We start from the raw sequence: 23,360 nt of genomic DNA on the forward strand, positions 1-23,360 counted from the left end.
ACGGCCTTAACTGCGGCTGAGCTTTTCTGATTTCGCCATGCACTGCTGCATCGCTTCGATAACCGCCGAGCGCAGTCCTTTCTCTTCCAGCACCTTTACCGCTTCAATCGTGGTCCCGCCAGGCGAGCAGACCATATCTTTCAGCTCAGCTGGATGTTTACCGGTAGTCAGCACCATCTGCGCAGCACCTTTCACTGCCTGAGCCGCAAACTGGTACGCCTGGGCACGCGGCATCCCGCCGGCCACTGCGGCATCGGCCATCGCTTCAATAAACATAAACACGTAGGCGGGGGCAGAACCGCTGACGCCGACCACCGAATGGATCAGGTATTCTTCCACCACGGCGGCTTTGCCGAAGCTTTCAAAAATCGCCACCACCTCATCGGTTTCACTCTGTTCAACCAGCGCGTTAGGGGTGACAGAGGTCATGCCTTCACTCACCAGCGACGGAGTATTCGGCATCGCCCGGATAATTTTACGATCGTAACCCAGCACCGACGAGAGTGAATCCAGCGTCACTCCGGCGGCAATGGAAACCACCAGCGCCTCTTTTTTCAGGCTGCCGGTCAGATCCTTGAGAATTTTGAGGATGACGTTGGGTTTCACCGCGCCAAACAGGATATCGACCTCGCGTGCCATCGCCTCTGCGCTCTCGGCGGCGTTAATGCCGTACTGCTCAGCCAGCGCCTGGTTAGTCTCGGGTTTACGATCGAAAACCGAGATATCAGACGGCGCGATTTTGCCACTGTTGACCAGTCCGCCAATAATGGCCTTTGCCATGTTGCCACCGCCGATAAATCCAATTTTCTTTGCCAGCATCGCCGTCTCCTTAGTCATTGTTCGCTGTTCTGTGCGGGTTAGCTTACTTCAGCCAGCCTGAATAACAAGTCAGCCGCGTTCAGGCCGGTCAGCGAGCTGCAAATAAAATTTGCCATTGCGCAGGAGTGCGGCAAGATCGGGGCTTATCTCCGATAAGAAGGAATCATGATGGCTATCTGGGTCGATGCTGACGCCTGTCCGAATGTGATCAAAGAGGTGCTGTACCGCGCTGCGGACCGCACGGCGACCACCGTGACCTTTGTCGCGAACCAGTTTCTGCGCGTGCCGTCTTCGCCCTATCTGCGCACGCTGCAGGTGCCGGCGGGGTTTGACGTGGCGGATAATGAAATTGTCCGACGGGCACAGCCGGGCGATCTGGTGATCACGGCGGATATCCCGCTGGCGGCGGAAGTGATTGAAAAGGGGGCGGCGGCGCTTAATCCACGCGGCGAACGCTACTCACCGGCCACCATTCGTGAACGGCTGACGATGCGCGATTTTATGGATACCCTGCGGGCAAGTGGGGTGCAGACCGGCGGCCCCGCGGCGATGAATCCGCGTGACCGCCAGCAATTTGCTAATGAGCTGGACAGCTGGCTCAGGCAGCAGAAACGCTAAAATCAGACGAAGCTGTCGTCGTCATAATCGTTGCCGCCAAAATCGTTGAGATCGCCGTTGTCGGCGAAGCCGTTATCCCAGCCGGCGTTCTGATCGAGGAAGCTGTTGTCATCACCGCCGTTAAAGGTGTTGAGGTTGTCATTCACCTCCGGTAGCGGTGGCTCATTAATGATGTTCACAATCTCTTCCGGCTGGGAATGATGGAACATGCTGGTCAGCATATCCGCCATCACCACACCGCCCGCGACGCCCACTGCGGTTTGCAGCGCACCGCCAAGGAAGCCCGTGCCGCGTGGGGCCGGGGCATTAGCATACTGCGGTGGCTGGGCAGGCTGCTGAGGCGCACTGTTCCACGCCGGCTGCTGCTGAGCAGGCGGCTGCTGGCGCGATCCGCTGCCAAATAAGCCCGACAGAAATCCACCGCTGCTCTGCGCTGGCTGCTGCTGCTGCTGTTGTGCCAGGCGGCTCTCCAGCTCGCTCACCCGCTCATTCAGTTTCTTCAGCGCCGCTTCCTGAATCAAAATCGCCTGCGCCATGTAGTAGGGCGCGCCCGGCTGTGCCTGCAGGTGCTGGTTAATCAGTTGTTCGGCGGCGGCATCGCGTGCCGCAGTCTGGCTTTCTGCCTGTTTCAGACGGCTGAATAGCCCTTCAATCAGTTGTTGTTCTTCGCGTTGCATGGTGACTCTCCTGTTGCGACTGTGATCAGTATATGGGGGCGGCAAGCTGCAAAGTAAAATTGAGGCGGTAAGCAAATGTTGCGGAGGTAACCGGATGCCGCTGATGCACAAAACGTGCATGGTTTTCACATTGAAAATAAAGGAATTATCCGAAGTTTGTCGGGGATGGTGCGCAAATCATGCTTGATGGGTAGAGGCAAAAAAGATTTCCAGTTATCATGCGTCGCATTATTGAGCTAAACATGCAGCCGCAGCACGCGGCCAGGCGGAGGAACGGCCCTGATGTCTCTACCCATCTTTTTGATTGGCGCACGCGGTTGCGGCAAAACCACTGTCGGCAAAGCGTTGTCGCAGGCGCTGGGCTACGCCTTCTGCGATACCGATCATCACCTGCAACTGACGACGCAACGCAGCGTGGCGGAAATTGTTGCGGCTGAAGGCTGGGAAGGCTTCCGCGCCCGTGAAACCGAATCGCTGCAGGCGGTTACCGCACCGTTGACGGTGATTGCCACCGGCGGCGGCATGGTACTGGCAGAACACAACTGCCGCTTTATGCAGGAGCAGGGCCGCGTTATCTGGCTCAGCGCCTCACCTGATGTGCTGGCAGAGCGGCTGGAGAGTCAGCCGGAAACCGCACAGCGGCCGACCTTAACCGGACGCCCTATCGCTGACGAGATGGAAGAAGTGCTGCGTGAGCGCGCACATTTATACCGCGCGGCGGCCCATCATCAGGTTAATGCCATGCAGTCGCCCGACGGCGTGGTTGATGAAATCCTGCACTCTCTTTCACTGGCGCGCGCCAGCTAACCCTCAGATTTTTCCCGCTTTGATCCCGCTTCGGGCGCCGTTGTCTATACTTACTGTCTGGCAGGCATTAGCCTGTCTCACAGAGAGTTATTCAGCCAGGAGGGATACCGTATGCCGACCAGACCACCCTATCCACGTGAAGCGCGCATTGTGCCGGTTGAAAAGGGCACCGAAGCCAACAAAGTGACGTCGTACGAACTGCGTGCTGACCATCCTAAACCGAATTCGTTAATCAGTGAGCATGAAACGGAAGAGGAAGCGCGTGACGCCAAACTGCGTTATGAAGACGTCGAAAAAGAGTAAAACGTTGCCGCTGGCAGGGACGCCAGCCTGTAAGCCCGCCGACCCGACCTTCAATTCTGTGCAAATTTCCTGCTGAACCCGGTTTTGCATTGATTTCTGTCCTGCCCGATCGCCTCATCGCCAGATAAAGGCCCGCTAATCATTTCACTGCCCGTATTTTGTCCGCTTGCCAATTACCCGGGCTAAAAATTGTGACTTGACCGATTCAGCGCAACGCTTTATTTTCGACTTATCCGATTCAGGAACTCAGTTCCATATAGTGAAACTCGCAGCATGACCACACTCGAAAACGCCGCCGCAGTACTCAGACTGTTCCAGCAAAAAGGCGTGACGCAGGGCCATGTCGGCCTGACGTTTAGTGAGGTGGTTGAGGCATTAACGCTGCCAAAGAGCACCGTTTCGCGTCTGCTGGCGACGATGGAAAGTCAGGGGTTGCTGGAGCGGGATGCCGAAACGCGCGGCTATCATATTGGGCGCGTACTGCTGGCCGCCGCCGGGCATTATCTCTCGGCACCGCTGGTCGATAGCGTTTCTGCCGCGATGATCAGACTGGCTGAAAGCACCGGCTGCATGGGATATGTCTCTAAGCTGGCCGGGCGCGAAATATTAGTCATGCGCATGTATCACGGTCGCCATTTCACCCAGATGGTGACACCGCCAGGCAGCCGGATGCCCGCTGCCGCAACCTCTACCGGCCGGGCGCTGTTAGCCCGGTTGAGCGATGAAGAGGTGCAGGCGCGCTACCGTGATGACTGGCAGGTCGTTTCAGCTAATTCGCCGCAAACGCCCGACGCACTGTGTGCCAGACTGGCTGAAGTGCGTCAGCACGGCTGGTCGCTGGCTCGCAATGAAACCTTGCCTGGCATCAGTTCGCTGTCAGTCATCGTATACAACAAACATCATGGCGAAACGGTGGCGCTCTGCCTGTCGTTTCTGTCGCAGGAGACTGAGCCGGGCTACCCGCCAGCACTGCTTGATGCCTTACGCGCTACCGCCGCAGAGATGGCTGGGAAATTCGGCGCGTAACGTCACAACGATTTTATCGGCGTAATATTTCGCCACACCAGGGAAAAACAAAGGCCTTCGGGCCTTTTTCTTTTAATCTGACCGTCACTCTTTACGCAGCGCTTCGGTTGTCTGTGCGGGCCTCCCCACGTCTCAGGGGCGTTGCCGGGACGGTACGCACACGCTGGCTGCTGCCGCAACGATTCAGCGTGTCAGATCAGTGAAATATAACAACGACGTAAGCCTGCGGGCTGGCAAAACGTTATTTCATTTCGTCTGGGAAGGGAGAGGGGAATAGATGGAACGGGTCAATCCGATTAAGCACGCTGGCGTTGCGCTGGTTTTAATTTTTCTGTCAATTGCGGGTGCCATTATTGGCATTCAGTTGATCACTACCATTGGGGTGACGCCCAATACCTCAATTATCGGTGCGCTGTTTGCGATGTTACTGGCGCGCATTCCACTGCAGGCATTTCGCCGCTATCGCTCAATAGAGATTCAGAACCTGGCGCAGACCGCCATCTCCTCGGCCACCTTCGGTGCTGCTAACAGCTTACTGATGCCAATTGCTGTCCCATGGGCGCTGGGCGAGCCACAGCTGGTGCTGCCGCTGTTCTGTGGCGTCAGTGCCGCCATGCTGCTGGATGCCTGGCTGCTCTATCGGCTGTTTGATACCCGCGTCTTCCCGGCCAGCAATGCCTGGCCGCCGGGCGTCGCGGCTGCAGAAGCGATTAAGGCGGGCGATAAAGGCGGACGACAGGCCTGGCTGCTGGTGATGGGCATTGTGGGCGGCATCGTCGGCGCGATGCTGAAGATTCCGATGTCCGCCTTTGGCACCGCGTTTATCGGCAACATCTGGGCGCTGTCGATGCTGGGCATTGGCTTCCTGCTGCGCGCCTATGCCCAGCCGGTGGCCGGCATTGATATTAACGCGCTCTATATTCCTCATGGCGTTATGGTCGGGGCCGGACTGGTGGCGCTGATTCAGGTGGTAATGGTGATCCGCAGCCGCAAAAATGACGCACTGGTGGTCAGCCGTAACGGCAATGAAGTGCAGCGGGCGCTAGGACTGGGCAGTGCGGGCTATATCATTATTTCGGCACTGCTGGCGCTGGCTGGCGGCTTGTGGAGTGAGATGGGGCTGGCCATGCTGCTGCTGTTTATTCTCTACGCCGCCTTTGCCGCCTTCGTTCACGAACTGATTGTCGGCATTGCTGCCATGCACTCCGGCTGGTTTCCAGCCTTTGCGGTGGCGCTGATCACCCTGATTATCGGTATTCTGATCGGCTTCCCGCCGCTGGCGCTCTGCCTGCTGTGCGGCTTTACCGCCGCGACCGGGCCAGCCTTTGCCGATATGGGATACGACCTCAAGGCGGGCTTTATCCTGCGCGGCAACGGCGCGGATATGCAGCAGGAGCTGTGGGGCCGTCGTATTCAGCTGATCGCCGCGATGATCGCCTTCGTGGTCTCAATTCCGCTGGTCTGGTATGCCCACACACTGTTCTTCACCGACAATCTGCTGCCACCGGTCGCGCGGGTCTATGCCAAAACTATTCAGGCTGGCGCAGAGCCCGGCATCGCCGGCAACCTGCTGATCTGGGCCATTCCAGGCGCAATTATTCAGCTGATCGGCGGACCAAAACGCCAGCTGGGCGTGCTGTTAGCCACCGGTTTATTGATCAACAACGCCATGGCCGGCTGGGCGGTGGTGGTGGGGATCGCGCTGCGTATCGTGATCATTCGCGTCTGGGGCGAGCGCGGCCGATCGCCGATGGAAGTGATGGCGGCGGGTTTTATTGCCGGCGATGCCCTGTACAGCTTCTTTAATTCGCTGTTTGCCAGCAGCAGTAAGAAATAGCTAAGGATTAACCATGAGTTTACAGCAGACCTTACAGGTTTTTGAGTTACTGGATAGCGCCCTGATTGATGGACAGCAGGTGGTAGACCTGTTCGCCGCGTATCCGCAGGTGGAAGCCAGTTTTAGCCGGGTTACCGGCCCCAAAGGCCGTACCGATTTTATCCGCATCGATATTCCTGGCACCCAGGGCAAAGCCAGTGGCGGCAACGCCCCGACGCTGGGCATTATCGGGCGTCTTGGCGGTATCGGTGCGCGTCCAGGCCGTATCGGCATGGTGTCCGATGCGGACGGGGCCGTGGCGGCGATCGCCAGTGCGCTGAAGCTGGCCCGGATGCAAAGCAATGGCGATCGCCTGAGCGGTGATGTGATTATCACCACCCACATCTGCCCGGATGCGCCGACCCGGCCGCATCAGCCGGTCGATTTTATGGATTCGCCAATTGACGATGTCACCATGAACGATAATGAGGTGATGGCGGGGGTGGATGCGATCCTGTCAATCGACACCACCAAAGGTAACCGCATCATCAACCACAAGGGCTTTGCGCTGTCGCCTACGGTGAAAGAGGGTTACATCCTGCGGGTGTCGGAGGATCTGCTGCGCATTATGGAGATGACTACCGGTCGTCCGGCCGTCACCTTTCCGATTACCACTCAGGACATCACCCCCTACGGCAACGGCATCTATCATCTGAACAGCATTCTGCAACCGTCGACCGCCACTGATGTGCCGGTGGTCGGGGTGGCGATCACTGCCGAAACGGTGGTGCCGGGCTGCGGTACCGGTGCCAGTCATGAGGTGGATATCGCCGCTGCGGCGAAATTTGCGGTTGAAGTGGCGAAAGAATTTGGTCGCCAGACCTGCCACTTTTATGACGCTGAAGAATATGCGCGGCTGCTCGCGCTGTATGGCAGCTTGGGACATCTGCGCCAGCGGAATCACTGATATGGCCAAATCTCTGGTCACCCTGACTATTGGTCAGTCACCGCGCAGCGACATTCTGCCGCTGCTGCGCCAGCATCTGCCGGACGACGTTACCGACCATGCTGGCTTGCTGGATGGATTGAGCGCGGCCGACATTGCGGCGCAGTATGCTCCGGCGGCGGGCGAGGCGATCCTGGTTTCCCGGCTGCAGAGCGGTGAGCAGGTGCGGCTGGCGGCACCAAAGGTGGAGCAGGGATTACAGCGCAAAATCAGTGCGCTGGAGCAGGCCGGTTACGACACCATTCTGCTGCTGTGTACCGGCGAGTTCGGTGCCTTACGCACCCGGCGCGCACTGCTGCTGGAGCCAGATCGTATTATCCCGCCGCTGATCGGCGCGCTGGTGCAGCAGCAACGGGTGGGCATTGTGGTGCCGGTAGAGGAGCAGATCGTTGAACAGGCCGGTAAATGGCAGCCGTTACCGACGCCGCCCTGTTTCGCCGTCGCCAGCCCCTATCTGGCTGATGACCAGGTGTTCGCAGCGGCGGCCCGCACCTTGCAGGCTGCTGATGTCGGGCTGGTGGTGCTGGACTGTATTGGCTATCACCAGCAGCATCGGGCCGCGTTGCAGGCGCAGCTTGGCGTACCGGTACTGCTCTCTAACCAGCTGGTGGCCAGACTGGCGGCGGAACTGCTGGGCTGACGTGAGAGATCACAAACGACCATCATTTCGCGTGACAGATCAGCGAGTTCCCTTCTACACTGCCAGACACCTTAATGTGCTGTGAGGAAGTATTATGCTCAACATTAGTGAGTATTTTGACGGAAAAGTTAAATCCATTGGTTTTGACAGTGCGAGCACCGGCCGTGCCAGCGTGGGCGTGATGGCTGAAGGCGAATATACCTTTGGTACTGCTCAGCCGGAAGAGATGACCGTGGTAAGCGGGTCGCTGAAGGTGCTGCTGCCGGGTGAAACCGAGTGGCAATGGTTTGAAGCGGGTTCGGTGTTCAACGTGCCGGGCCACAGCGAATTTCATTTACAGGTTGGCGAACCCAGTTCTTATCTCTGTCGCTACCTGAAAGGATAAAAAAATGGCCGCAATGCGGCCATTTTCTTTCAGGGCTTCGCCAGCTTAACGCTGGGCTTCGCCGCCTAACGCTTCCACCAGGTTGCTGGTCAGCGCAGCCAGTTCGCTGGTCATCAGAATAAAGTCGGCGTCAAAACGCTGAGCAAAATCTTCACGATCAATATCGTCGTTCTGGTCGCGCAGCGTGTCGCTGAACTTCAGGCGTTTGACTGAACCGTCGTCGGCCAGCATAAACTGAATGCGCTCCTGCCAGTCCAGCGCCAGTTTGGTCACCAGCTTGCCCGCTTCGATGTGATTAGCGATCTCATCGCACACCAGATCCTGCTTCTTGCAGCGAATCACGCCGCCATCCTCCAGAATTGCTTTCAGCTCCGCTTCATCCATCAGGGCGAAACCGGCTGGCACCTCGCCAGAGCGCACCCATTCGGTCAGGGTCAGCTCAATCGGGCTTTCCAGCGTCAGCGGCACCACCGGCAGTGAGCCGAGGCTTTTGCGCAGCAGCGCCAGAGTATCTTCCGCTTTTTTGGCACTGGCGCAGTCAACCATAATCAGGTTGTTCACCGTGTCGATCCACAGGTAGGTCTGGCTGAAGCGGCTGAAGGCACGCGGCAGCAGGCTGTGCAGCACTTCATCTTTCAGCGAATCTTTTTCGGTCTTCTTCAGCTTGCGGCTCTGCTCCGCTTCCAGCTTGTCGATTTTCGCTTCCAGCGCCTGTTTTACTACCGGAGACGGCAGGATTTTCTCTTCTTTACGGGCGCAGATGACGATCTGGCCGTTGTTTTCATGCGTCAGTGCATCGCTGCGGTTGCCCATCGGCGGCACCCAGCCGGTTTTGCTCATATCCTGACTGCCACACGGTGAAAAAGTGAAGGCGTCGAGCTGTTTTTCCATCTCGTCTGCGGACAACGGAATGTCACGATTCAGACGATAAACCATCATATTTTTAAACCACAACATCGGGATTCCTTACCGTGGCGCGATCGGGCGCACAAGTCTAACAGAGTCAGCGCGCATGATAGCGAAACATCGGAGTGGTTTCATTGCCTTTCCGGCTGGCGCCTTCTACTGTATGTTCCACCTGAACGAATAATGAGGAATAAACCGTGCGGATAGGCATTGATTTGGGTGGCACCAAGACAGAAGTAATTGCGTTATCGAACGCCGGGCAGGAACTGTTTCGTCACCGGGTCAACACCCCGCGCGATGACTATCAGGCAACGGTTCAGGCGATTGTCGATCTGGTCCGCCTGGCGGAGCAGAAAACCGGGCAGACCGGCACCGTCGGCCTCGGCATTCCCGGCACGATTTCGCCCTACAGCAAGCGGGTAAAAAACGCCAACTCCACCTGGCTCAACGGCCAGCCGCTGGATAAAGATCTGGCGCATGCGCTGAATCGTGACGTGCGCATCGCCAATGACGCGAATTGTCTCGCCGTTTCTGAGGCGGTCGACGGGGCGGGTGCGGGGCAGCCGCTGGTGTTTGCGGTGATCATTGGCACCGGATCGGGTGCCGGGGTGGCGATCAACGGTCAGTCACGCATCGGCGGTAACGGCAATGCCGGCGAATGGGGCCACAATCCGCTGCCGTGGATGGATGAGGATGAGCTGCGATATCGGCAGGAAGTGCCCTGTTATTGTGGGCAGCAGGGCTGTATTGAAACCTTCGTCTCGGGCACTGGTTTCGCCATCGATTATCAGCGGCTGAGCGGGGTGTCACGTAAAGGTGCGGAGATCGTATCGCTGCTGGCGCAGCAGGATCCGATCGCCGAACTGGCGATGAGCCGTTACGAACTGCGGCTGGCAAAATCGCTGGCGCAGGTGGTGAATCTGATCGATCCGGACGTGATCGTGCTGGGCGGCGGGATGAGCAATGTTGATCGTCTCTATCAGACCGTGCCGACGCTGATGAAAAAATGGGTATTTGGCGGCGAATGCGAAACCCCGGTGCTTAAGGCTCATCACGGCGATTCCAGCGGCGTGCGTGGAGCGGCCTGGCTCTGGCCGCTCAACGACTGATCAGCACTGAATAGCGGGGCGCGCCCTGCTATTCACCCAGCAGCATGCTGTCCTGTGGTGCCCGATCGCGCTGGGCTTTGGTCGCAAGGAAGTAGAGATAGCCGACCAGCATAAAGGCGACGAACAGCGCGCCAATGATCGGGTTAAACCACAGCATCGCCAGCAGACAGACCACCGACAACAGCAGGGCGATGCCCGGCACAATCGGGTAGCCGGGCGCACGGAAACTGCGAGCCAGCTGCGGCGCACTGCGGCGCAGCCGGAACAGGCTCAGCATACTCATGATATACATCACAATTGCCCCAAACACCGCCATGGTGATCATCGCTGCCGTTAGCGTCATTCCCTGCAAATTAATAATGCCGTCGCTGTAGATCGCCGCGATCCCCAGTACGCCGCCGGTAATGATGGCGCGGTGCGGGGTCCGGAAGCGTGACAGTTTCGCCAGCCCGGGCGGCAGATAGCCCGCGCGTGCCAGCGCAAAGAACTGACGTGAATAGCCGAGAATGATGCCGTGGAAGCTGGCCACCAGGCCAAACAGGCCGATCCACACCAGCATGTGCATCCAGTTAGAGTGTTCGCCGACAATCATTTTCATCGCCTGCGGCAGCGGATCGTTAATGTCTGACAGTTTGCGCCAGTCGCCCGCGCCGCCTGCCATCAGCATCACGCCGATCGCCAGCACCACCAGCGTCAGAATGCCGCTGATATAGGCGCGAGGAATGGTGCGGGTCGGATCTTTTGCCTCTTCCGCCGCCATTGCGGCCCCCTCAATGGCAAGGAAAAACCAGATGGCGAACGGAATAGCGGCAAAAATACCGGAAAACGCCGGCATACCGAAGCTGTCGCTGCCGGCCCAGCCGTGCGCGGCAAAGTTGGCCAGGCTGAAACCCGGTGACACCACGCCCATAAACACCAGCAGCTCAATCACCGCCAGAACCGTGACCACCAGTTCGAACATCGCCGCCAGTTTCACGCCAACAATGTTGAGCGTCATAAACAGCAGGTAAGCGCCGACCGCGGCGGTTTTCGGGTTAAGCGCCGGATACTGCACGTTGAGGTAGGCCCCAATTGCCATCGCAATCGCTGGCGGCGCAAAGACGAACTCAATCAGCGTGGCCAGACCGGCAATCAGCCCGCCGGTTTCACCAAAAGCGCGGCGGCTGTAGGCAAACGGCCCGCCGGCATGCGGAATCGCGGTGGTCAGCTCGGTGAAGCTGAAAATAAAGCAGGTGTAGAGCGTGGCAATCAACGCGGTAGTGACCAGAAAGCCCAGCGTGCCCGCCACCGCCCAGCCGTAACTCCAGCCAAAGTATTCACCTGAGATAACCAGGCCTACCGCGATCCCCCACAGATGCAGGGTGCCCAGAGTGGGCTTGAGTCTGTTTGTCATACTGTTATCCCCGTCGTTGTTGGTGCAGCGCGGCAGTGATACCGCACATCATGGTTTACGCTACAGTGAAGGGATAATGCCGTTGCCTTGCGGGCCGCGACTTGACGTCGGCGCGGTCAATGCTGTCCTCCACGGTCAACTCACAGGCAACAACCGGGCCAGATGCACGCTGCGGTCAACTTTGACTGCTCTGCGGTCAAGCAGCACAGGTTCTGGCAACGCATGCTGAGGTGACGCAAGTGACCAGGAGCCGGACTGATGAGCGCTAAACAATATGACAACCTGACTGATTCCCAACTCACCGCACTGGCGCAGCAGGCGCTGGGCCGTTATCCCGCGGCGCTGCAGGGCACGCTGCACCTGCTCTGTCGCTCGGAAAATGCCACCTTCCTGCTTCAGGCGGGCGGCAGACGCTATGCGCTGCGGTTGCATCGCGGCGACTACCATCAAAAAGCGGATATTCTTAGCGAACTGCTGTGGCTGGATGCGCTACGTGAAACCGGCATTGTGGTGCCGCAGGCGATAGCCGACCGCCAGGGCGAGCGCGTGCTGACGCTGCGTTTGCCCGATGGCGGCGAGCGTTATGTGGTGCTGTTTCACTGGATTGACGGCGAGATGCCGACTACCGAGGTCGACCCGCGCGCCTTTCAGCAGCTGGGACAGATTACGGCCCGGCTGCATCAGCACAGCAAACAGTGGCAGCCGCCGGCGGGCTTCCAGCGCATCATCTGGGATCACCACACCATGACCAGCGCGCAGAGTCACTGGGGACGCTGGCAGGATGCGCCGCATCTGCATCCTGCCGATCACGCTATCGTCGAGCAGGCGATCGCCCAGGCGGGCGAGGCGCTGGCGCAGTTCGGCAAAGGATCGGATCGTTACGGCCTGATCCACGCCGATCTGCGGCTGACCAATCTGCTGCTGCACAACGGCGAAACCCGGGTGATCGACTTTGATGACTGCGGGATGGGCTGGTATCTGCACGATCTGGCGGCGGCGATCAGTTTTGTTGAGCATCATCCGCGGGCGGCAGAGTGGATCGATCACTGGATCCGCGGTTACGAGCGGGTCTCGCACATCAGCGATCGGGAGATGGCGCTGCTGCCGACGCTGCTGATCCAGCGCCGGATCCAGCTCACCGCCTGGGTAGGATCGCACGCTGAAACCGAAATGGCGCAGAGCCTGGGCAGCGAATGGGCCAGCCACTCGGTGCGACTCTGCCGTCGTTACCTGGAAAGCGAACAGTTGCCGGTGGGCGCCTGATGCACCAGCGGCGGGCGTCAGTGCGCTGCCGCAGTGCTGCCCGCCGGATACCGGCTGGCTAACCGACTGAAACCCGGAAGAATTAAGCTGGTACGGAATTTGCTCGGTCTGACAGTGGGTGATCCCCCTGAATTCTGACTGAGGCGACCATGAATCCGATGATGATGAAACAGCCCGATGCGTTTGCTGCCTGCTCCGCTGCGGCGGGTGCAGGCAATCACGGCGTGCTGGCCGCTGCGGCCACCGGCCTGAGCGATTTTATTCATATCCGCGGCGGCGACGTTGACCGCATCTTTGGCATCAGCGGCATCGATGCGGAGCGGCTGACCAGCCCGACGCTCAGCCTCGGGCTGGTCAACTACTGCCGGGTGCTGGAAGAGGCGGCACGGCACTCCGGTTTTGATAACTTCGGTTTGCACTACGGCAGGCAGTTTAAACCGCAGTCATTAGGCCTGATTGGCTATATCGGACTCTGCTCGGCCACGCTGGAGCAGGCGCTGCACAACGTGGTTAATGCTTTTCCCTGGCATCAGCACGACACGCTGACCCGGCTGGTGGACAAAGGTGAGTGCTGGCGGCTCGACTATCAGGTTCGTCACGGCGCTATTTTGTCGCGCCGTCAGGATGCGGAGCTGACGCTGGGCATGTTCATGAATCTGATTCGTCATGCGGCAGGCAAAAACTGGGCGCCGCGTGAAGTGCATTTTGAACATCCGCGCCCGGAACAGTGGCACGATCACGGTAAAGTGTTCGATGCCCCGATCTGGTTCGATCAACCGTTTAACTCGCTGGTGATCCCGAAGCGCGATCTGCTGCGCAGCATGCCGGACAGCGATCCGATGTTGCTGCTGGTAATGCAGGATGCGATCCGCCGGCTTAACCGGGCCGCCTCGCAGCAGAGCCTGGCAGAGCAGGCGCGCTCACAGGTGAATCTGTCGCTGATGCAGGGCGAACCGGTGCTGGAGGAGGTGGCCGATAAACTGGGGCTATCGAGCTGGTCGCTGCAGCGGCGGCTGCGTGAAGAGGGCTGCAGCTTTACTGCGCTGGTGGATCAGGTTCGCTGCGAAATGGCCACTCACTATCTGCAGCAGAAGCAGCTGCCGATCTCTGAAATGGCGCTGCTGCTGGGTTATTCAGAAGTCAGCGCCTTTTCGCGGGCCTTTCGTCGCTGGTTTGGCATCAGCCCGCGTCAGTGGCGGCAGCATGGGCTGGCAAGCTAGCCTGGCGCGGCGCAAAGCCAAACCACGCCGGTTGGCTGCGCACCGGCGGCGGCGGCAATCCCTGGGTCTGCGCAGCCAGCTGCCAGGCGCGTAAGCACAACGCCTCGTCTCCCTGAGTCTGCGTCACCGCATAGCGTCCACTCTGTTGCCACTCCAGCCGGACCAGACATTGCTGACCCGCATAGCGCGCCGCATCGCTGAATTGCTGATTCAGGCGATGCTGCATTTGATTAGTCCACTGACAGGATGCACTGTCAGGATCCTTCGCTGGCTGACACAGGTTGGCCACGCTATCCCGTTGCTGTGGTTCAGAATGCTGACAACCACTGAGCAGGGCGGCAATAATGACGCCCGGTAATATTTTCACTATTACATTAATTAAATTCATTGAACTGACCAATTCTGATTAAAGTTCTGCTCATCTGCTGCCGACAGTCTACAGACCGGACTGGTGAATGCTATGGCATTACTCCGACTGTCGGCAGAACCAGAATTTACCGCCCCCATTGCGGTTTCTTATTATTTATTCATGGATTTGAAATGCAGAGAAAATATGCCGTTGCGGCACTCACCTTATTAAGTGCTTCGCTGATCAGCGGGTGCGCCACCGAATCATCCCGAGCCATCGAGGCACCCCAGGTCCGCGCGGCCAGCCAGCCCGCTTACCAGGGGGTGCGCAGTCCGATTGCCGTCGGTCAGTTTGATAACCGCTCTTCGTATATGAACGGCATCTTCTCCGATGGCGTTGACCGGCTGGGCAATCAGTCAAAAACCATTCTGATCACCCACCTGCAGCAGACAAACCGCTTCAGCGTGCTCGACCGCAGCAACCTGAAAGAGTTAGAGCAGGAAGCGGACTTCAAGCGCAGCCAGCAAAATATCAAAGGCGCGAACTACATCATCACCGGTGATATCACCGAGTTTGGCCGTAAAGAAGTGGGCGATCAGCAGCTGTGGGGCATTCTCGGCCGGGGTAAGAGCCAGATCGCCTACGCCAAAGTTAATCTCAACGTGGTGGACGTCACTACCTCCGAAGTGGTGTTCAGCGCGCAGGGCGCGGGCGAATATCAGCTTTCCGCCCGGGAAATCATAGGTTTTGGCGGCACCAGCAGCTACGACTCAACGCTGAACGGCAAAGTGATGGATCTGGCGATTCGTGAAGCGGTCGATCATTTAGTGGATGGAATCAACAACGGCGCCTGGCGTCCGGCTAAATAAGGAAGCAGTAAATGAAAATAATCACACTGGGCGGCCTGCTGATGGCGGCTGCGCTGCTGGCGGGCTGTGCGCCGAAAGCGCCGAAAACGATCTACTACTGGGGCGACTATCAGCAGCAGATTTACAGCTATTACCAGAAAGATAGCGATCCGCAGAAGCAAATCGACGCGCTGAATCTTGATATTGAAAAAGCCCGTGCGGTAAACCAGCCGGTCGCGCCAGGGCTGCACGCTCAGCTCGGCCTGCTGTACGCCAAAACCGGTGATACCAATAAAGCCTTTGGCCAGTTTGCCACGGAAAAGCAGCTGTTTCCGGAAGCTGGCCCTTACATGGATTTTCTGATGAGTAACAAAAAAGGAGTGACCCGGTGAAAAAACTGATTGCCCTGGGCGGCGCACTGGCCGTGCTGCTGCTGACCGGCTGTGCGCAGCACAAAAAACCGTATGACTACAGCGCGTTTCGCGCCAGCAAGCCGGCGTCGATTCTGGTATTACCGGCCGAAAACAAAGCTCCGGACATTAATGCCGCTCACAGTCTGACCTCGCTGGTAACCCAGCCGCTGGCCGAAGCGGGTTACTACGTGTTTCCGGTGGCGGTGGTGGAAGAGACTTTCCAGCAGAATGGCCTGACCAGCGGCAGTGAAATTCAGGCCGTCAGCCCGGCTCGCCTGAATAAGATCTTTCACGCCGACAGCGCGCTCTATATCTCGATCACCGATTATGGCAGCAGCTATCGGGTGATCGACAGCGTGACCACCGTGTCAGCCACCGCGCGGCTGGTGGATCTGCGCAGCGGTAAAGAGCTCTGGCAGGGCTATGCCACCGCCAGTGACAGTGAGCAGGGCAACAACAACAATGGCGGACTGGTTGGCATGCTGGTCAGTGCGGCGATCAAACAGATCGCCAACAACGTCAGCGATAAAGCCCACTCGATTGCCGGCCTGACCAGCAATCGCCTGCTGGCGCAGAATGAGCAGGGTGGTTTGCTGACCGGACCGCGCTACAGGCTGATTAGCGCCCGCTGATCGGCAACAAAGCGGGCGCTGCGGCGCCCGTTATCCCTGCGGCAACTCCAGCTGGCTGTAGCCCAGCCCATTCATTTTTCGCACCTTGATCTGCACCGGAATCCGCTCTTTCATCGCTTCAACGTGACTGATCACGCCGATGGTTTTGCCGCTGGCGTTGAGCGCATCCAGCGCGTCCAGCGCGGTATCGAGCGTTTGCGCATCCAGCGTGCCGAAGCCTTCGTCGAGAAACAGCGATTCAATACGGGTTTTGTGGCTGACCAGATCGGATAACGCCAGTGCCAGCGCCAGGCTGACGAGAAAGCTCTCGCCGCCGGACAGGGTGCGGGTATCGCGCGCCGTGTCAGCCTGCCAGGTATCCACCACGTCCAGCTCCAGCAGATCCTGCGCCCGACGCTGCAGCAGATAACGGCCGTGCAGCCGGTCGAGCTGACGGTTGGCGAGCGCCACCAGGTGATCCAGCGTTAAGCCCTGGGCAAAGCGCCGGAACTTGTCGCCGCTGGCGGAGCCAATCAGATCGTTGAGCAATCCCCACTGCGCCAGCACCGTTTCGTCCTCTGCAATCTGCGTCATCAGGCTCTGCTGCTGCTGGCGCAGGCTGGCATCGCTCTGTAGCTGTTGCTGTATCTGGCCCTGCTGGCTGGCATTGTCACGTAGCGCCAGCCGCAGCTGTTCCAGCTGCTGCGCCAGCGCCTCAGCCGAGGCTGGCATCGCAGCGGGCTGCGCCTGCTGGTGCGCCGCCTGCCGCTGATGCAGATCCGCCAGCCGCGTCTGTTGCTGCTGATGGTGCTGATCGATCTGCTGCAGCTGTTGACGCAGCTGCTGCGCGGTTTGCTCGTCCAGCAGCGCGGCGCGCAGCGTGGCTTCATCACGGAACCCGGCGGCGGTCAGCGCCTGCAGCAGGGTCTGTTCCGCCTCAGCCAGACGGGTGACCAGCTGTTGCCGCTGGCTCTCCAGCACCGCCAGCTGGCCCTGCAGGCTGCTGACTCCGCTTTGCGCCCGCTGTAACCCCTCCAGCTGCTGCGCGAGCTGCGCCTCATGCTGGCGGAGGCTGGCCTGCATCTGCTGGCGGGCCACGGCGACCTCGCGATCGCCAAACAGCGCCTGACGCTGCTGGCGCATCTCGTCGAGCCGGGTCTGATGGTGGTGCAGTTGCTGCTGCTGAGTGGTCAGCTGCTGCTGTTCACGTTCGGCCTGTTGTTGCAGCGCAGTCAGCTGAGTTTCGCCGCGCAGCAGCTGCGGCTGCAGGTTAGCGAGTAGTTGCTCACTTTCCTGCCAGCGCTGCCAGCGGGATTGCTGAGCGGCCAGCCAGGATTCACGTTCAGCGGCGGCAGGCAGGCTCAGGCCATGCTGGCTGAACTGCTGCTGTACTGCGTCCTGCAACTGCTGCCAGCTCGCCTGTTCCTGCTGCTGGCGCTGTTGCAGCGCGCTGAGCGCCTGCTGCAGGTTATCCAGCGACTGCTGCGCCAGCTGTTCGGCCTGCAGATGCTGCTGCCAGGCCTGCGACTGCTGAAGATGGTGATCTTTTGCCGCCTGGCGCGCCTGCTCAGCCGCCTCCAGCGCCTGTCGCTGCTGCTCAAGCTGCTGTTCGCGTTGATTTTGCTGCTGCTGCCACTGGGTCAGTGCGTCGCGATCTGACAGGGTGAAGGTAAGTGCCAGCTCACCGCTGAGCGCCTGCCATTGCTGCTCCAGACCAGCAAGCTGCCGCTGGGTTTCGGCAATGTCGTCGCGCAGCGTCTGCTGCTGGGTCGCCGACTGCTTTAACTGTTCTTTTTTGGCGGTACCCGCTTCGCGCAGTGCATCGACCTGCTGTTGCAGGGCAGCGCGTCGCTGTTGATTGGCGCTGATTTCCAGCGTGCTGTAGCTGGCGACTGCCGGATGTGTGCAGGAGCCACACAGCGGACAGGGCTGGTCTGGTGTGAGCCGGGCGCGATACTGCGAAAGATCGGCAATCTGCTGCTCCAGCGCGCAGATTTTATCGACATCATCCAGCTGCTGTTTCTCGCGTTTCCATGTTTCGCGCAGGCTGTGTAGTTCCGCCTCCGTCTGCTGGTGAGCTTTTTCCAGCCCGGCCAGCTGCTGCTGGCGCTGACCAAGCTGCTGATGCAGCGGATGCCATTGAGTGGAAAGCAGTAACAGCTGCTGCCGCGCCGCGCGGCTGCTGTGCAGCTGGCTTAGCGCCTCTCGTAGCGCGGCTGGCGGATGCTGCTCCTGCAGCGAAGTTAGTACTTGCTCTGCTTGCAGCAGCGCCTGAGCGGCGGCCTGCTCAGCCTGCTGGCGGGGTAAGGCCTGCTTCGCCTGCTGTTCCCGTTCTGCTTGCTGCGCCGCGATTTTCTGCTGCTGTTGCTGCTGCTGTTGCACCAGTCCGGCGAGGGTCGCCTCGCGCTGCGCCAGCTGGGCAAATCGTTCCTGCCACAGCGGCAGCGATGCGCCCCATTGCGCCATATCGGCTAACTGCTGACGCAGGGTTTGCTGCTCCGCGATCGCCTGTTGTAAGGCGCTAAGCTGGTGAGTCTGTTCGGTCAGCGTACCTTGAGTCCGATCGTACTGCTGCTGCTGGCGCTCTTTTTCCTGCTGCTGCTGCGTCAGCTGCTGTTGCAGTGCCTGCAGTGACTGATCCAGCGGCATCACCTGTTCGGTCAGCAGGCTCTCCTGTTGCTGCTGTTGCTGGCGTGCCTGTTCCGCCGCGGCCTGGGCGGCGGCATAGTGCTGCTGCTGGCGTTGCTGTTCAGCCAGCGCCTGCTGGTGCGCGTCGGACAGCTGCTGCTGCTGACTGCGTACCTCACGCAGCGCATTCGCCCGTTCGTCGCGCTGCTGCAGGGTAGCCCGCAGCTTTTCAGCCGGTTCGCTGCGCGTCAGCCGCTGCCGGTCCGCTTCAGCGGCCTGCGCCGCCGCCTCCGCCTGTTGCAGCGCCTGGCGGGTCTGCGCGATATCCTGCTGGAGCTGCTGCGCCTGTTGCTGCCACTGCTGCTGCTGCTGGGCGTGCTGATAGTCACGACTCAGCGTCTGTTCCGCCGCGCTCAGTTGCAGCATCTGCTGTTGCAGCGCGGTGCGGGTGTCGTCATCCAGCAGCGCCATGGCGCCCGCCCGGCTGCGCAGCAGGTCGAGCGCGGTTTTTGCCTCTTTATGGCGTTCATAGATTGCGGCGGAAATCTGGCCGTAAATTTCGGTGCCGGTCAGCTCTTCCAGCAGTTCGGCCCGTTCGCTGGCTTTGGCGTTGAGGAAGGCGGCGAACTGTCCCTGGGAGAGCATCATCGAGCGGGTAAAACGCTCAAAGTCGAGGCCGGAAAGGGTCTCAATCAGCCTCAGTTTGTCACCGACCTTGTCGGCGACGATGGTATCGTCGGCACAGCGCGCCAGCTCCACCCGCGGCGCCTGCAGTTTGCCGTCGGCGGTGCCGCGTGCGCGGTTCTGGCTCCAGAAGGCGCGCCAGGCTTCGCCTTTGATCTCAAATTCCACTTCGGCCAGACACTCGGCGCAGTCGCGGGTCATCAGCGCATTCTGACTCTGGGAGATGGCGCCGAGACGCGGCGTCTGGTGATAGAGTGCCAGACAGATGGCATCCAGCAGCGTGGTTTTGCCTGCGCCGGTGGCACCGGTAATCGCGAACAGCCCGTTGCTGGCGAAGGGTTCGGCGCGGAAATCGATAAACCATTCACCGCGCAGTGCGTTAAGGTTTTTAAACCGTAGCGTGAGGATCTTCACTGTGGTTCCTCAATGTCGGCCAGCGTCTGGCGGAACAGGGTGGTCATCTGATCGATCTGCTGCGGTTGCAGTTCACTATCCAGCGCCAGGCGACGGGCAAACACCTCTTCCACTTTCAGTTCGCTCAGGGTTTCGTTGTCGAGTCGCGCCAGACTGTGCTGACGCTGCTCGCGGCTGCGGCGCAACAGCAACACTTCCACCGGCAGTTCTGCGGTCAGGGTTTCCACCTGGCGCTGCAGGTCGCTGAGGTACTCCTGAGTAGTGACTTCGATATCCAGCCAGGTCGGTTTTTCCTGCTGCACGCCGCTGAAATCGCTGAGCTGCTGCGCAATCTGTGCCAGTGAGCCTTTCAGTACCTGCATCGGCTGCACCTGCGGCACCACCAGCGGCGTCACCGTTTGCAAACCGCGCGGGGTGAAGTCCAGCAGGAAGACGCTTTTTTCACTGCCCAGTTCATCAAAACTGAGTGCAATCGGCGAGCCGCTGTAACGGATGTGCTCGGTGCCCGCTACCCGCTGAGCGCGATGAATGTGGCCGAGCGCGATGTAATCGACCTCAGGAAAGGCGGCGGCCGGAAAGGCGTCCAGCGTGCCGATATAGATGTCACGTACCGAGTCGCTCTGGCTGACGCCGACGGTGGTGAGATGGCCGGTGGCCACGATTGGCAGAGCCGGGTCCAGCGCCCGCGCGGCAGCCACGCGCTGCTGATAATGATGAGCAATCGCCTCCAGCAGCGAGGTCTGCTTGTCGCGTCCGGACTGGCCGGCGCGGCTGCGCAGGATGTCGCGCGGCCGCAGATATGGAATGGCGCACAGCAGCACGCCCGGCGCGCCCTGACGGGTGGTGAGCAGCAGCACATCGCTGTTGGCCTCGGGCGTGGCGATCACCCGGGTATTCAGGCAGGCGAGCAGTTCGCGTGACTCATTGAGCGTCGCCACCGAGTCGTGATTGCCCGCCAGCACAATCAGCTGACAGCCGCTGGGCTGCAGCGCCACCACAAAGCGGTTGAACATTTCGCGCGCGTAGCTGGGCGGGGTGCCGGTATCGAACAGATCGCCCGCCACGATTAACGCATCCACCTGATGCTGTTCGATCTGGATCAACAACCAGTCGAGAAACGCCTGATGTTCCGCTGCCCGACTCTTGTTGTAAAAGAACTGCCCCAGATGCCAGTCCGCAGTATGAATGATGCGCATAAAACTCCCTGCCGTTGTAATTCGCCCGGCGATTATACTGGCTCTGTGGCCAAAGCGAAAAATTGTCGCTGCGCGGTCATAATTGATTACCACTGGCCTGAATGAGCGGGTATGTTTTTCATAAAAGTGTCACAAATCTGACGCATAATGGCGCCGCGAATCTCAGTGACAGCCGTCATATCAGCAGGAGTAATAATGGCTAAGCGCATTTTGGTTGTGGAAGATGAAGCCCCAATCCGTGAAATGTTGTGCTTTGTTCTGGAGCAGAACGACTATCAGCCAATTGAGGCGGAAGATTATGACAGCGCAGTGGGTAAGCTGATTGAACCCTGGCCCGATCTGATTCTGCTGGACTGGATGTTACCCGGCGGCAGCGGCATTCAGTTTATTAAGCATCTGAAACGCGAAGCGATGACCCGCGATATTCCGGTGATGATGCTAACCGCCCGCGGTGAAGAAGAGGACCGGGTGCGCGGGCTGGAAGTCGGCGCTGACGATTACATCACCAAGCCGTTCTCGCCAAAAGAGCTGATGGCGCGCATCAAAGCCGTCATGCGCCGTATTTCACCGATGGCGGTGGAAGAGGTGATTGAGATGCAGGGACTGAGTCTGGATCCCTCCTCGCACCGGGTGATGTCGGAAACCACGCCGCTGGAAATGGGCCCTACCGAATATAAACTGCTGCACTTCTTTATGACCCACCCGGAGCGGGTTTATAGCCGCGAACAGCTGCTGAACCACGTCTGGGGCACCAACGTGTATGTCGAAGATCGCACCGTCGATGTTCACATTCGCCGTTTACGTAAAGCGCTGGAAGTCTCCGGCCACGATCGCATGGTACAAACCGTCCGTGGAACAGGGTATCGTTTCTCTGCCCGCTACTAAACGGAGTTTTCACCGTGCTGGAACGCCTCTCCTGGAAGAGATTACTGTCAGAACTGCTGCTGGCGTGTCTGCCTGCGCTGCTGCTTGGCCTGCTGTTCGGTTATCTGCCGTGGCTGCTGTTGCTGAGCGTGCTGGCGGTGCTGCTGTGGCATTTCCACAACCTGATGCGCCTGTCGCACTGGTTGTGGCTCGATCGCACCATGACGCCGCCGGCCGGGCGGGCCAGCTGGGAACCGCTGTTTTACGGGCTCTACCAGATGCAGTTACGCAACCGGCGGCGGCGGCGTGAACTCGGCAACCTGATTAAACGCTTTCGCAGCGGCGCTGAGTCGCTGCCGGATGCGGTGATCCTCACCACCGAAGAGGGCACCATTTTCTGGTGCAACGGGCTGGCACAACAGCATCTCGGGCTACGCTGGCCAGAAGATAATGGCCAGAACATCCTTAACCTGCTGCGCTATCCGGAATTCTCGCGCTATATCCGCCAGCGTGACTTCGACAAACCGCTGACGCTGGTGCTGAATAACCAGTACCACATGGAATTTCGCGTTATGCCCTACAGTGAAGGCCAGTGGCTGCTGGTGGCGCGTGACGTCACTCAGATGCATCAGCTGGAGGGGGCGCGGCGTAACTTCTTTGCCAACGTCAGCCATGAACTGCGCACCCCGCTGACGGTGCTGCAGGGCTATCTGGAGATGATGAATGACTCGGTGATGAACGAGCGTTCACGCGGTAAGGCGCTGCATACCATGTCGGAGCAGACGCGCCGCATGGACAGCCTGGTTAAACAGCTGCTGACGCTGTCGCGGATTGAAGCTGCACCGGCGATCGATCTGAAAGAGAAGGTTGATGTGCCGGTGATGCTCCGGCTGCTGCAGCATGAGGCCGCCACCCTGAGCGGCGGACGTCACGACATCCATTTCCATACCGATCCGCATCTGAAAGTGTTCGGCAACGATGAACAACTGCGCAGCGCCATCTCCAACCTGGTCTACAACGCGGTAAATCATACGCCGGAGGGCACGCGCATTGATATCAGCTGGCTGCGCAGCAAGCAGGGCGCAACGTTTCGGGTGTGCGATAACGGGCCGGGCATCGCGGCTGAACATATTCCCCGTCTCACCGAGCGTTTCTACCGGGTCGATAAGGCGCGATCGCGGGCGACCGGCGGCAGCGGGCTGGGGCTGGCGATCGTGAAACATGCCCTGAGCCACCATAATGCGCGGCTAGATATCACCAGCGTGCCGCATCAGGAGACCTGTTTTACCTTTACCCTGCCGGCAAGGTTGATTGTCAGCAGTGGGATGCAGGAGAATGCCTCCATTAATGGCTGACGGATCTGCT

Annotated in this window: 23 protein-coding genes; 16 read left to right on the forward strand and 7 right to left on the reverse strand. The window is 59.4% G+C overall.

Features of this window, described 5'->3' with window-relative positions; all coding sequences use genetic code 11:
- Window positions 1–6: 6 nt before the first annotated feature.
- Window positions 7–819, reverse strand: a complete 813-nt coding sequence (gene proC, locus AC6I8D_RS04135) for a pyrroline-5-carboxylate reductase (RefSeq protein WP_312056855.1) — start codon at window positions 817–819, stop codon at window positions 7–9.
- Between the two features lie 168 nt (window positions 820–987).
- Between proC and AC6I8D_RS04140 the strand changes: the two genes are divergently transcribed.
- Window positions 988–1,437 carry a YaiI/YqxD family protein gene (locus AC6I8D_RS04140; protein ID WP_031377593.1) on the forward strand — a complete coding sequence of 150 codons (450 nt, stop codon included), beginning with the start codon at window positions 988–990 and terminating at the stop codon, window positions 1,435–1,437.
- Between the two features lie 2 nt (window positions 1,438–1,439).
- Here the strand turns inward: AC6I8D_RS04140 and AC6I8D_RS04145 are convergent, their stop codons facing one another.
- On the reverse strand, window positions 1,440–2,114 hold the full coding sequence (locus AC6I8D_RS04145; protein WP_497819681.1) for a DUF2076 domain-containing protein: 675 nt from the start codon (window positions 2,112–2,114) through the stop codon (window positions 1,440–1,442).
- A gap of 282 nt (window positions 2,115–2,396) precedes the next feature.
- On the opposite strand from AC6I8D_RS04145, the gene aroL reads away from it, so the two are divergent.
- The 7 genes from aroL (at window position 2,397) to ppnP (ending at window position 8,097) form a co-directional block, all read left to right on the forward strand.
- Window positions 2,397–2,921 carry a shikimate kinase AroL gene (gene aroL / locus AC6I8D_RS04150; RefSeq protein WP_312056851.1) on the forward strand — a complete coding sequence of 175 codons (525 nt, stop codon included), beginning with the start codon at window positions 2,397–2,399 and terminating at the stop codon, window positions 2,919–2,921.
- A 111-nt stretch (window positions 2,922–3,032) separates the two neighbouring features.
- On the forward strand, window positions 3,033–3,224 hold the full coding sequence (locus tag AC6I8D_RS04155; RefSeq protein WP_031377596.1) for a YaiA family protein: 192 nt from the start codon (window positions 3,033–3,035) through the stop codon (window positions 3,222–3,224).
- A 273-nt stretch (window positions 3,225–3,497) separates the two neighbouring features.
- Window positions 3,498–4,250, forward strand: a complete 753-nt coding sequence (locus tag AC6I8D_RS04160) for an IclR family transcriptional regulator (RefSeq protein WP_497819682.1) — start codon at window positions 3,498–3,500, stop codon at window positions 4,248–4,250.
- Window positions 4,251–4,527: 277 nt separating this feature from the next.
- Complete coding sequence (locus AC6I8D_RS04165; RefSeq protein WP_312758324.1) at window positions 4,528–6,087, forward strand: OPT/YSL family transporter; 1,560 nt, start codon at window positions 4,528–4,530, stop codon at window positions 6,085–6,087.
- Between the two features lie 13 nt (window positions 6,088–6,100).
- Window positions 6,101–7,033, forward strand: coding sequence for a DUF1177 domain-containing protein (locus AC6I8D_RS04170; RefSeq protein ID WP_312758322.1), 933 nt, complete (start codon window positions 6,101–6,103; stop codon window positions 7,031–7,033).
- A gap of 1 nt (window position 7,034) precedes the next feature.
- Window positions 7,035–7,712 carry an AroM family protein gene (locus tag AC6I8D_RS04175; RefSeq protein WP_312056842.1) on the forward strand — a complete coding sequence of 226 codons (678 nt, stop codon included), beginning with the start codon at window positions 7,035–7,037 and terminating at the stop codon, window positions 7,710–7,712.
- A gap of 94 nt (window positions 7,713–7,806) precedes the next feature.
- Complete coding sequence (ppnP, locus tag AC6I8D_RS04180; protein WP_031377601.1) at window positions 7,807–8,097, forward strand: pyrimidine/purine nucleoside phosphorylase; 291 nt, start codon at window positions 7,807–7,809, stop codon at window positions 8,095–8,097.
- Between the two features lie 45 nt (window positions 8,098–8,142).
- Here the strand turns inward: ppnP and rdgC are convergent, their stop codons facing one another.
- The gene (gene rdgC / locus AC6I8D_RS04185; protein WP_312758320.1) at window positions 8,143–9,054 is read right to left on the reverse strand and encodes a recombination-associated protein RdgC; all 912 of its coding nucleotides are present in this window, start codon (window positions 9,052–9,054) and stop codon (window positions 8,143–8,145) included.
- A 146-nt stretch (window positions 9,055–9,200) separates the two neighbouring features.
- Here rdgC and mak point away from each other — a divergent pair, with 146 nt between their 5' ends.
- Window positions 9,201–10,112, forward strand: coding sequence for a fructokinase (gene mak / locus AC6I8D_RS04190; RefSeq protein WP_497819683.1), 912 nt, complete (start codon window positions 9,201–9,203; stop codon window positions 10,110–10,112).
- Window positions 10,113–10,140: 28 nt separating this feature from the next.
- Here the strand turns inward: mak and eat are convergent, their stop codons facing one another.
- Window positions 10,141–11,505 (reverse strand): ethanolamine permease, encoded by a 1,365-nt coding sequence (gene eat, locus AC6I8D_RS04195; RefSeq protein ID WP_497819684.1) that lies wholly within the window; start codon window positions 11,503–11,505, stop codon window positions 10,141–10,143.
- A gap of 258 nt (window positions 11,506–11,763) precedes the next feature.
- Here eat and AC6I8D_RS04200 point away from each other — a divergent pair, with 258 nt between their 5' ends.
- Together AC6I8D_RS04200 and qhpR are read left to right on the forward strand one after the other, a co-directional pair.
- A complete protein-coding gene (locus AC6I8D_RS04200; RefSeq protein ID WP_497819685.1) occupies window positions 11,764–12,768 on the forward strand; it encodes a phosphotransferase enzyme family protein in 1,005 nt (334 codons plus the stop codon).
- A gap of 149 nt (window positions 12,769–12,917) precedes the next feature.
- Entirely contained in the window at window positions 12,918–13,988 is a 1,071-nt protein-coding gene (gene qhpR / locus AC6I8D_RS04205; protein WP_497819686.1) for an AraC-like transcriptional regulator QhpR, read from the forward strand.
- Here qhpR and AC6I8D_RS04210 read toward each other — a convergent pair.
- On the reverse strand, window positions 13,948–14,376 hold the full coding sequence (locus AC6I8D_RS04210; RefSeq protein WP_312057238.1) for a cell envelope integrity TolA C-terminal domain-containing protein: 429 nt from the start codon (window positions 14,374–14,376) through the stop codon (window positions 13,948–13,950). The genes qhpR and AC6I8D_RS04210 overlap by 41 nt on opposite strands.
- Before the next feature lie 152 nt (window positions 14,377–14,528).
- Here AC6I8D_RS04210 and AC6I8D_RS04215 point away from each other — a divergent pair, with 152 nt between their 5' ends.
- From AC6I8D_RS04215 to AC6I8D_RS04225, 3 genes are read left to right on the forward strand one after another with little or no spacing between them, the layout of a single operon-like run.
- On the forward strand, window positions 14,529–15,206 hold the full coding sequence (locus AC6I8D_RS04215; RefSeq protein ID WP_312057240.1) for a CsgG/HfaB family protein: 678 nt from the start codon (window positions 14,529–14,531) through the stop codon (window positions 15,204–15,206).
- An 11-nt stretch (window positions 15,207–15,217) separates the two neighbouring features.
- A complete protein-coding gene (locus AC6I8D_RS04220) occupies window positions 15,218–15,577 on the forward strand; it encodes a DUF4810 domain-containing protein (protein ID WP_312758312.1) in 360 nt (119 codons plus the stop codon).
- Window positions 15,574–16,230: a DUF799 domain-containing protein gene (locus AC6I8D_RS04225; RefSeq protein WP_312057243.1), complete on the forward strand. Its 657-nt coding sequence runs from the start codon at window positions 15,574–15,576 to the stop codon at window positions 16,228–16,230. Before AC6I8D_RS04220 ends, AC6I8D_RS04225 begins: the two co-directional genes overlap by 4 nt.
- Before the next feature lie 30 nt (window positions 16,231–16,260).
- On the opposite strand, the gene AC6I8D_RS04230 is transcribed toward AC6I8D_RS04225, so the two are convergent.
- Together AC6I8D_RS04230 and sbcD are read right to left on the reverse strand one after the other, a co-directional pair.
- Window positions 16,261–19,935 carry an AAA family ATPase gene (locus AC6I8D_RS04230; RefSeq protein ID WP_497819687.1) on the reverse strand — a complete coding sequence of 1,225 codons (3,675 nt, stop codon included), beginning with the start codon at window positions 19,933–19,935 and terminating at the stop codon, window positions 16,261–16,263.
- A complete protein-coding gene (gene sbcD, locus AC6I8D_RS04235) occupies window positions 19,932–21,131 on the reverse strand; it encodes an exonuclease subunit SbcD (protein WP_312057245.1) in 1,200 nt (399 codons plus the stop codon). Before sbcD ends, AC6I8D_RS04230 begins: the two co-directional genes overlap by 4 nt.
- A 195-nt stretch (window positions 21,132–21,326) precedes the next feature.
- Here sbcD and phoB point away from each other — a divergent pair, with 195 nt between their 5' ends.
- The gene (phoB, locus tag AC6I8D_RS04240; RefSeq protein WP_003852491.1) at window positions 21,327–22,016 is read left to right on the forward strand and encodes a phosphate response regulator transcription factor PhoB; all 690 of its coding nucleotides are present in this window, start codon (window positions 21,327–21,329) and stop codon (window positions 22,014–22,016) included.
- Between the two features lie 14 nt (window positions 22,017–22,030).
- The gene (gene phoR, locus AC6I8D_RS04245; protein ID WP_312057247.1) at window positions 22,031–23,350 is read left to right on the forward strand and encodes a phosphate regulon sensor histidine kinase PhoR; all 1,320 of its coding nucleotides are present in this window, start codon (window positions 22,031–22,033) and stop codon (window positions 23,348–23,350) included.
- Window positions 23,351–23,360: the final 10 nt, after the last annotated feature.

It is taken from the genome of Pantoea sp. X-Soil-MYKO-1785 (assembly GCF_059730675.1).

What these genes read in the sequence shown, in the direction of transcription:
- proC (WP_312056855.1), bottom strand. Translation starts at nt 819, where the DNA reads ATGCTGGCAAAGAAAATTGGATTTATCGGCGGTGGCAACATGGCAAAG.
- AC6I8D_RS04140 (WP_031377593.1), top strand. Translation starts at nt 988, where the DNA reads ATGGCTATCTGGGTCGATGCTGACGCCTGTCCGAATGTGATCAAAGAG.
- AC6I8D_RS04145 (WP_497819681.1), bottom strand. Translation starts at nt 2,114, where the DNA reads ATGCAACGCGAAGAACAACAACTGATTGAAGGGCTATTCAGCCGTCTG.
- aroL (WP_312056851.1), top strand. Translation starts at nt 2,397, where the DNA reads ATGTCTCTACCCATCTTTTTGATTGGCGCACGCGGTTGCGGCAAAACC.
- AC6I8D_RS04155 (WP_031377596.1), top strand. Translation starts at nt 3,033, where the DNA reads ATGCCGACCAGACCACCCTATCCACGTGAAGCGCGCATTGTGCCGGTT.
- AC6I8D_RS04160 (WP_497819682.1), top strand. Translation starts at nt 3,498, where the DNA reads ATGACCACACTCGAAAACGCCGCCGCAGTACTCAGACTGTTCCAGCAA.
- AC6I8D_RS04165 (WP_312758324.1), top strand. Translation starts at nt 4,528, where the DNA reads ATGGAACGGGTCAATCCGATTAAGCACGCTGGCGTTGCGCTGGTTTTA.
- AC6I8D_RS04170 (WP_312758322.1), top strand. Translation starts at nt 6,101, where the DNA reads ATGAGTTTACAGCAGACCTTACAGGTTTTTGAGTTACTGGATAGCGCC.
- AC6I8D_RS04175 (WP_312056842.1), top strand. Translation starts at nt 7,035, where the DNA reads ATGGCCAAATCTCTGGTCACCCTGACTATTGGTCAGTCACCGCGCAGC.
- ppnP (WP_031377601.1), top strand. Translation starts at nt 7,807, where the DNA reads ATGCTCAACATTAGTGAGTATTTTGACGGAAAAGTTAAATCCATTGGT.
- rdgC (WP_312758320.1), bottom strand. Translation starts at nt 9,054, where the DNA reads ATGTTGTGGTTTAAAAATATGATGGTTTATCGTCTGAATCGTGACATT.
- eat (WP_497819684.1), bottom strand. Translation starts at nt 11,505, where the DNA reads ATGACAAACAGACTCAAGCCCACTCTGGGCACCCTGCATCTGTGGGGG.
- AC6I8D_RS04200 (WP_497819685.1), top strand. Translation starts at nt 11,764, where the DNA reads ATGAGCGCTAAACAATATGACAACCTGACTGATTCCCAACTCACCGCA.
- qhpR (WP_497819686.1), top strand. Translation starts at nt 12,918, where the DNA reads ATGAATCCGATGATGATGAAACAGCCCGATGCGTTTGCTGCCTGCTCC.
- AC6I8D_RS04210 (WP_312057238.1), bottom strand. Translation starts at nt 14,376, where the DNA reads ATGAATTTAATTAATGTAATAGTGAAAATATTACCGGGCGTCATTATT.
- AC6I8D_RS04215 (WP_312057240.1), top strand. Translation starts at nt 14,529, where the DNA reads ATGCAGAGAAAATATGCCGTTGCGGCACTCACCTTATTAAGTGCTTCG.
- AC6I8D_RS04220 (WP_312758312.1), top strand. Translation starts at nt 15,218, where the DNA reads ATGAAAATAATCACACTGGGCGGCCTGCTGATGGCGGCTGCGCTGCTG.
- sbcD (WP_312057245.1), bottom strand. Translation starts at nt 21,131, where the DNA reads ATGCGCATCATTCATACTGCGGACTGGCATCTGGGGCAGTTCTTTTAC.
- phoB (WP_003852491.1), top strand. Translation starts at nt 21,327, where the DNA reads ATGGCTAAGCGCATTTTGGTTGTGGAAGATGAAGCCCCAATCCGTGAA.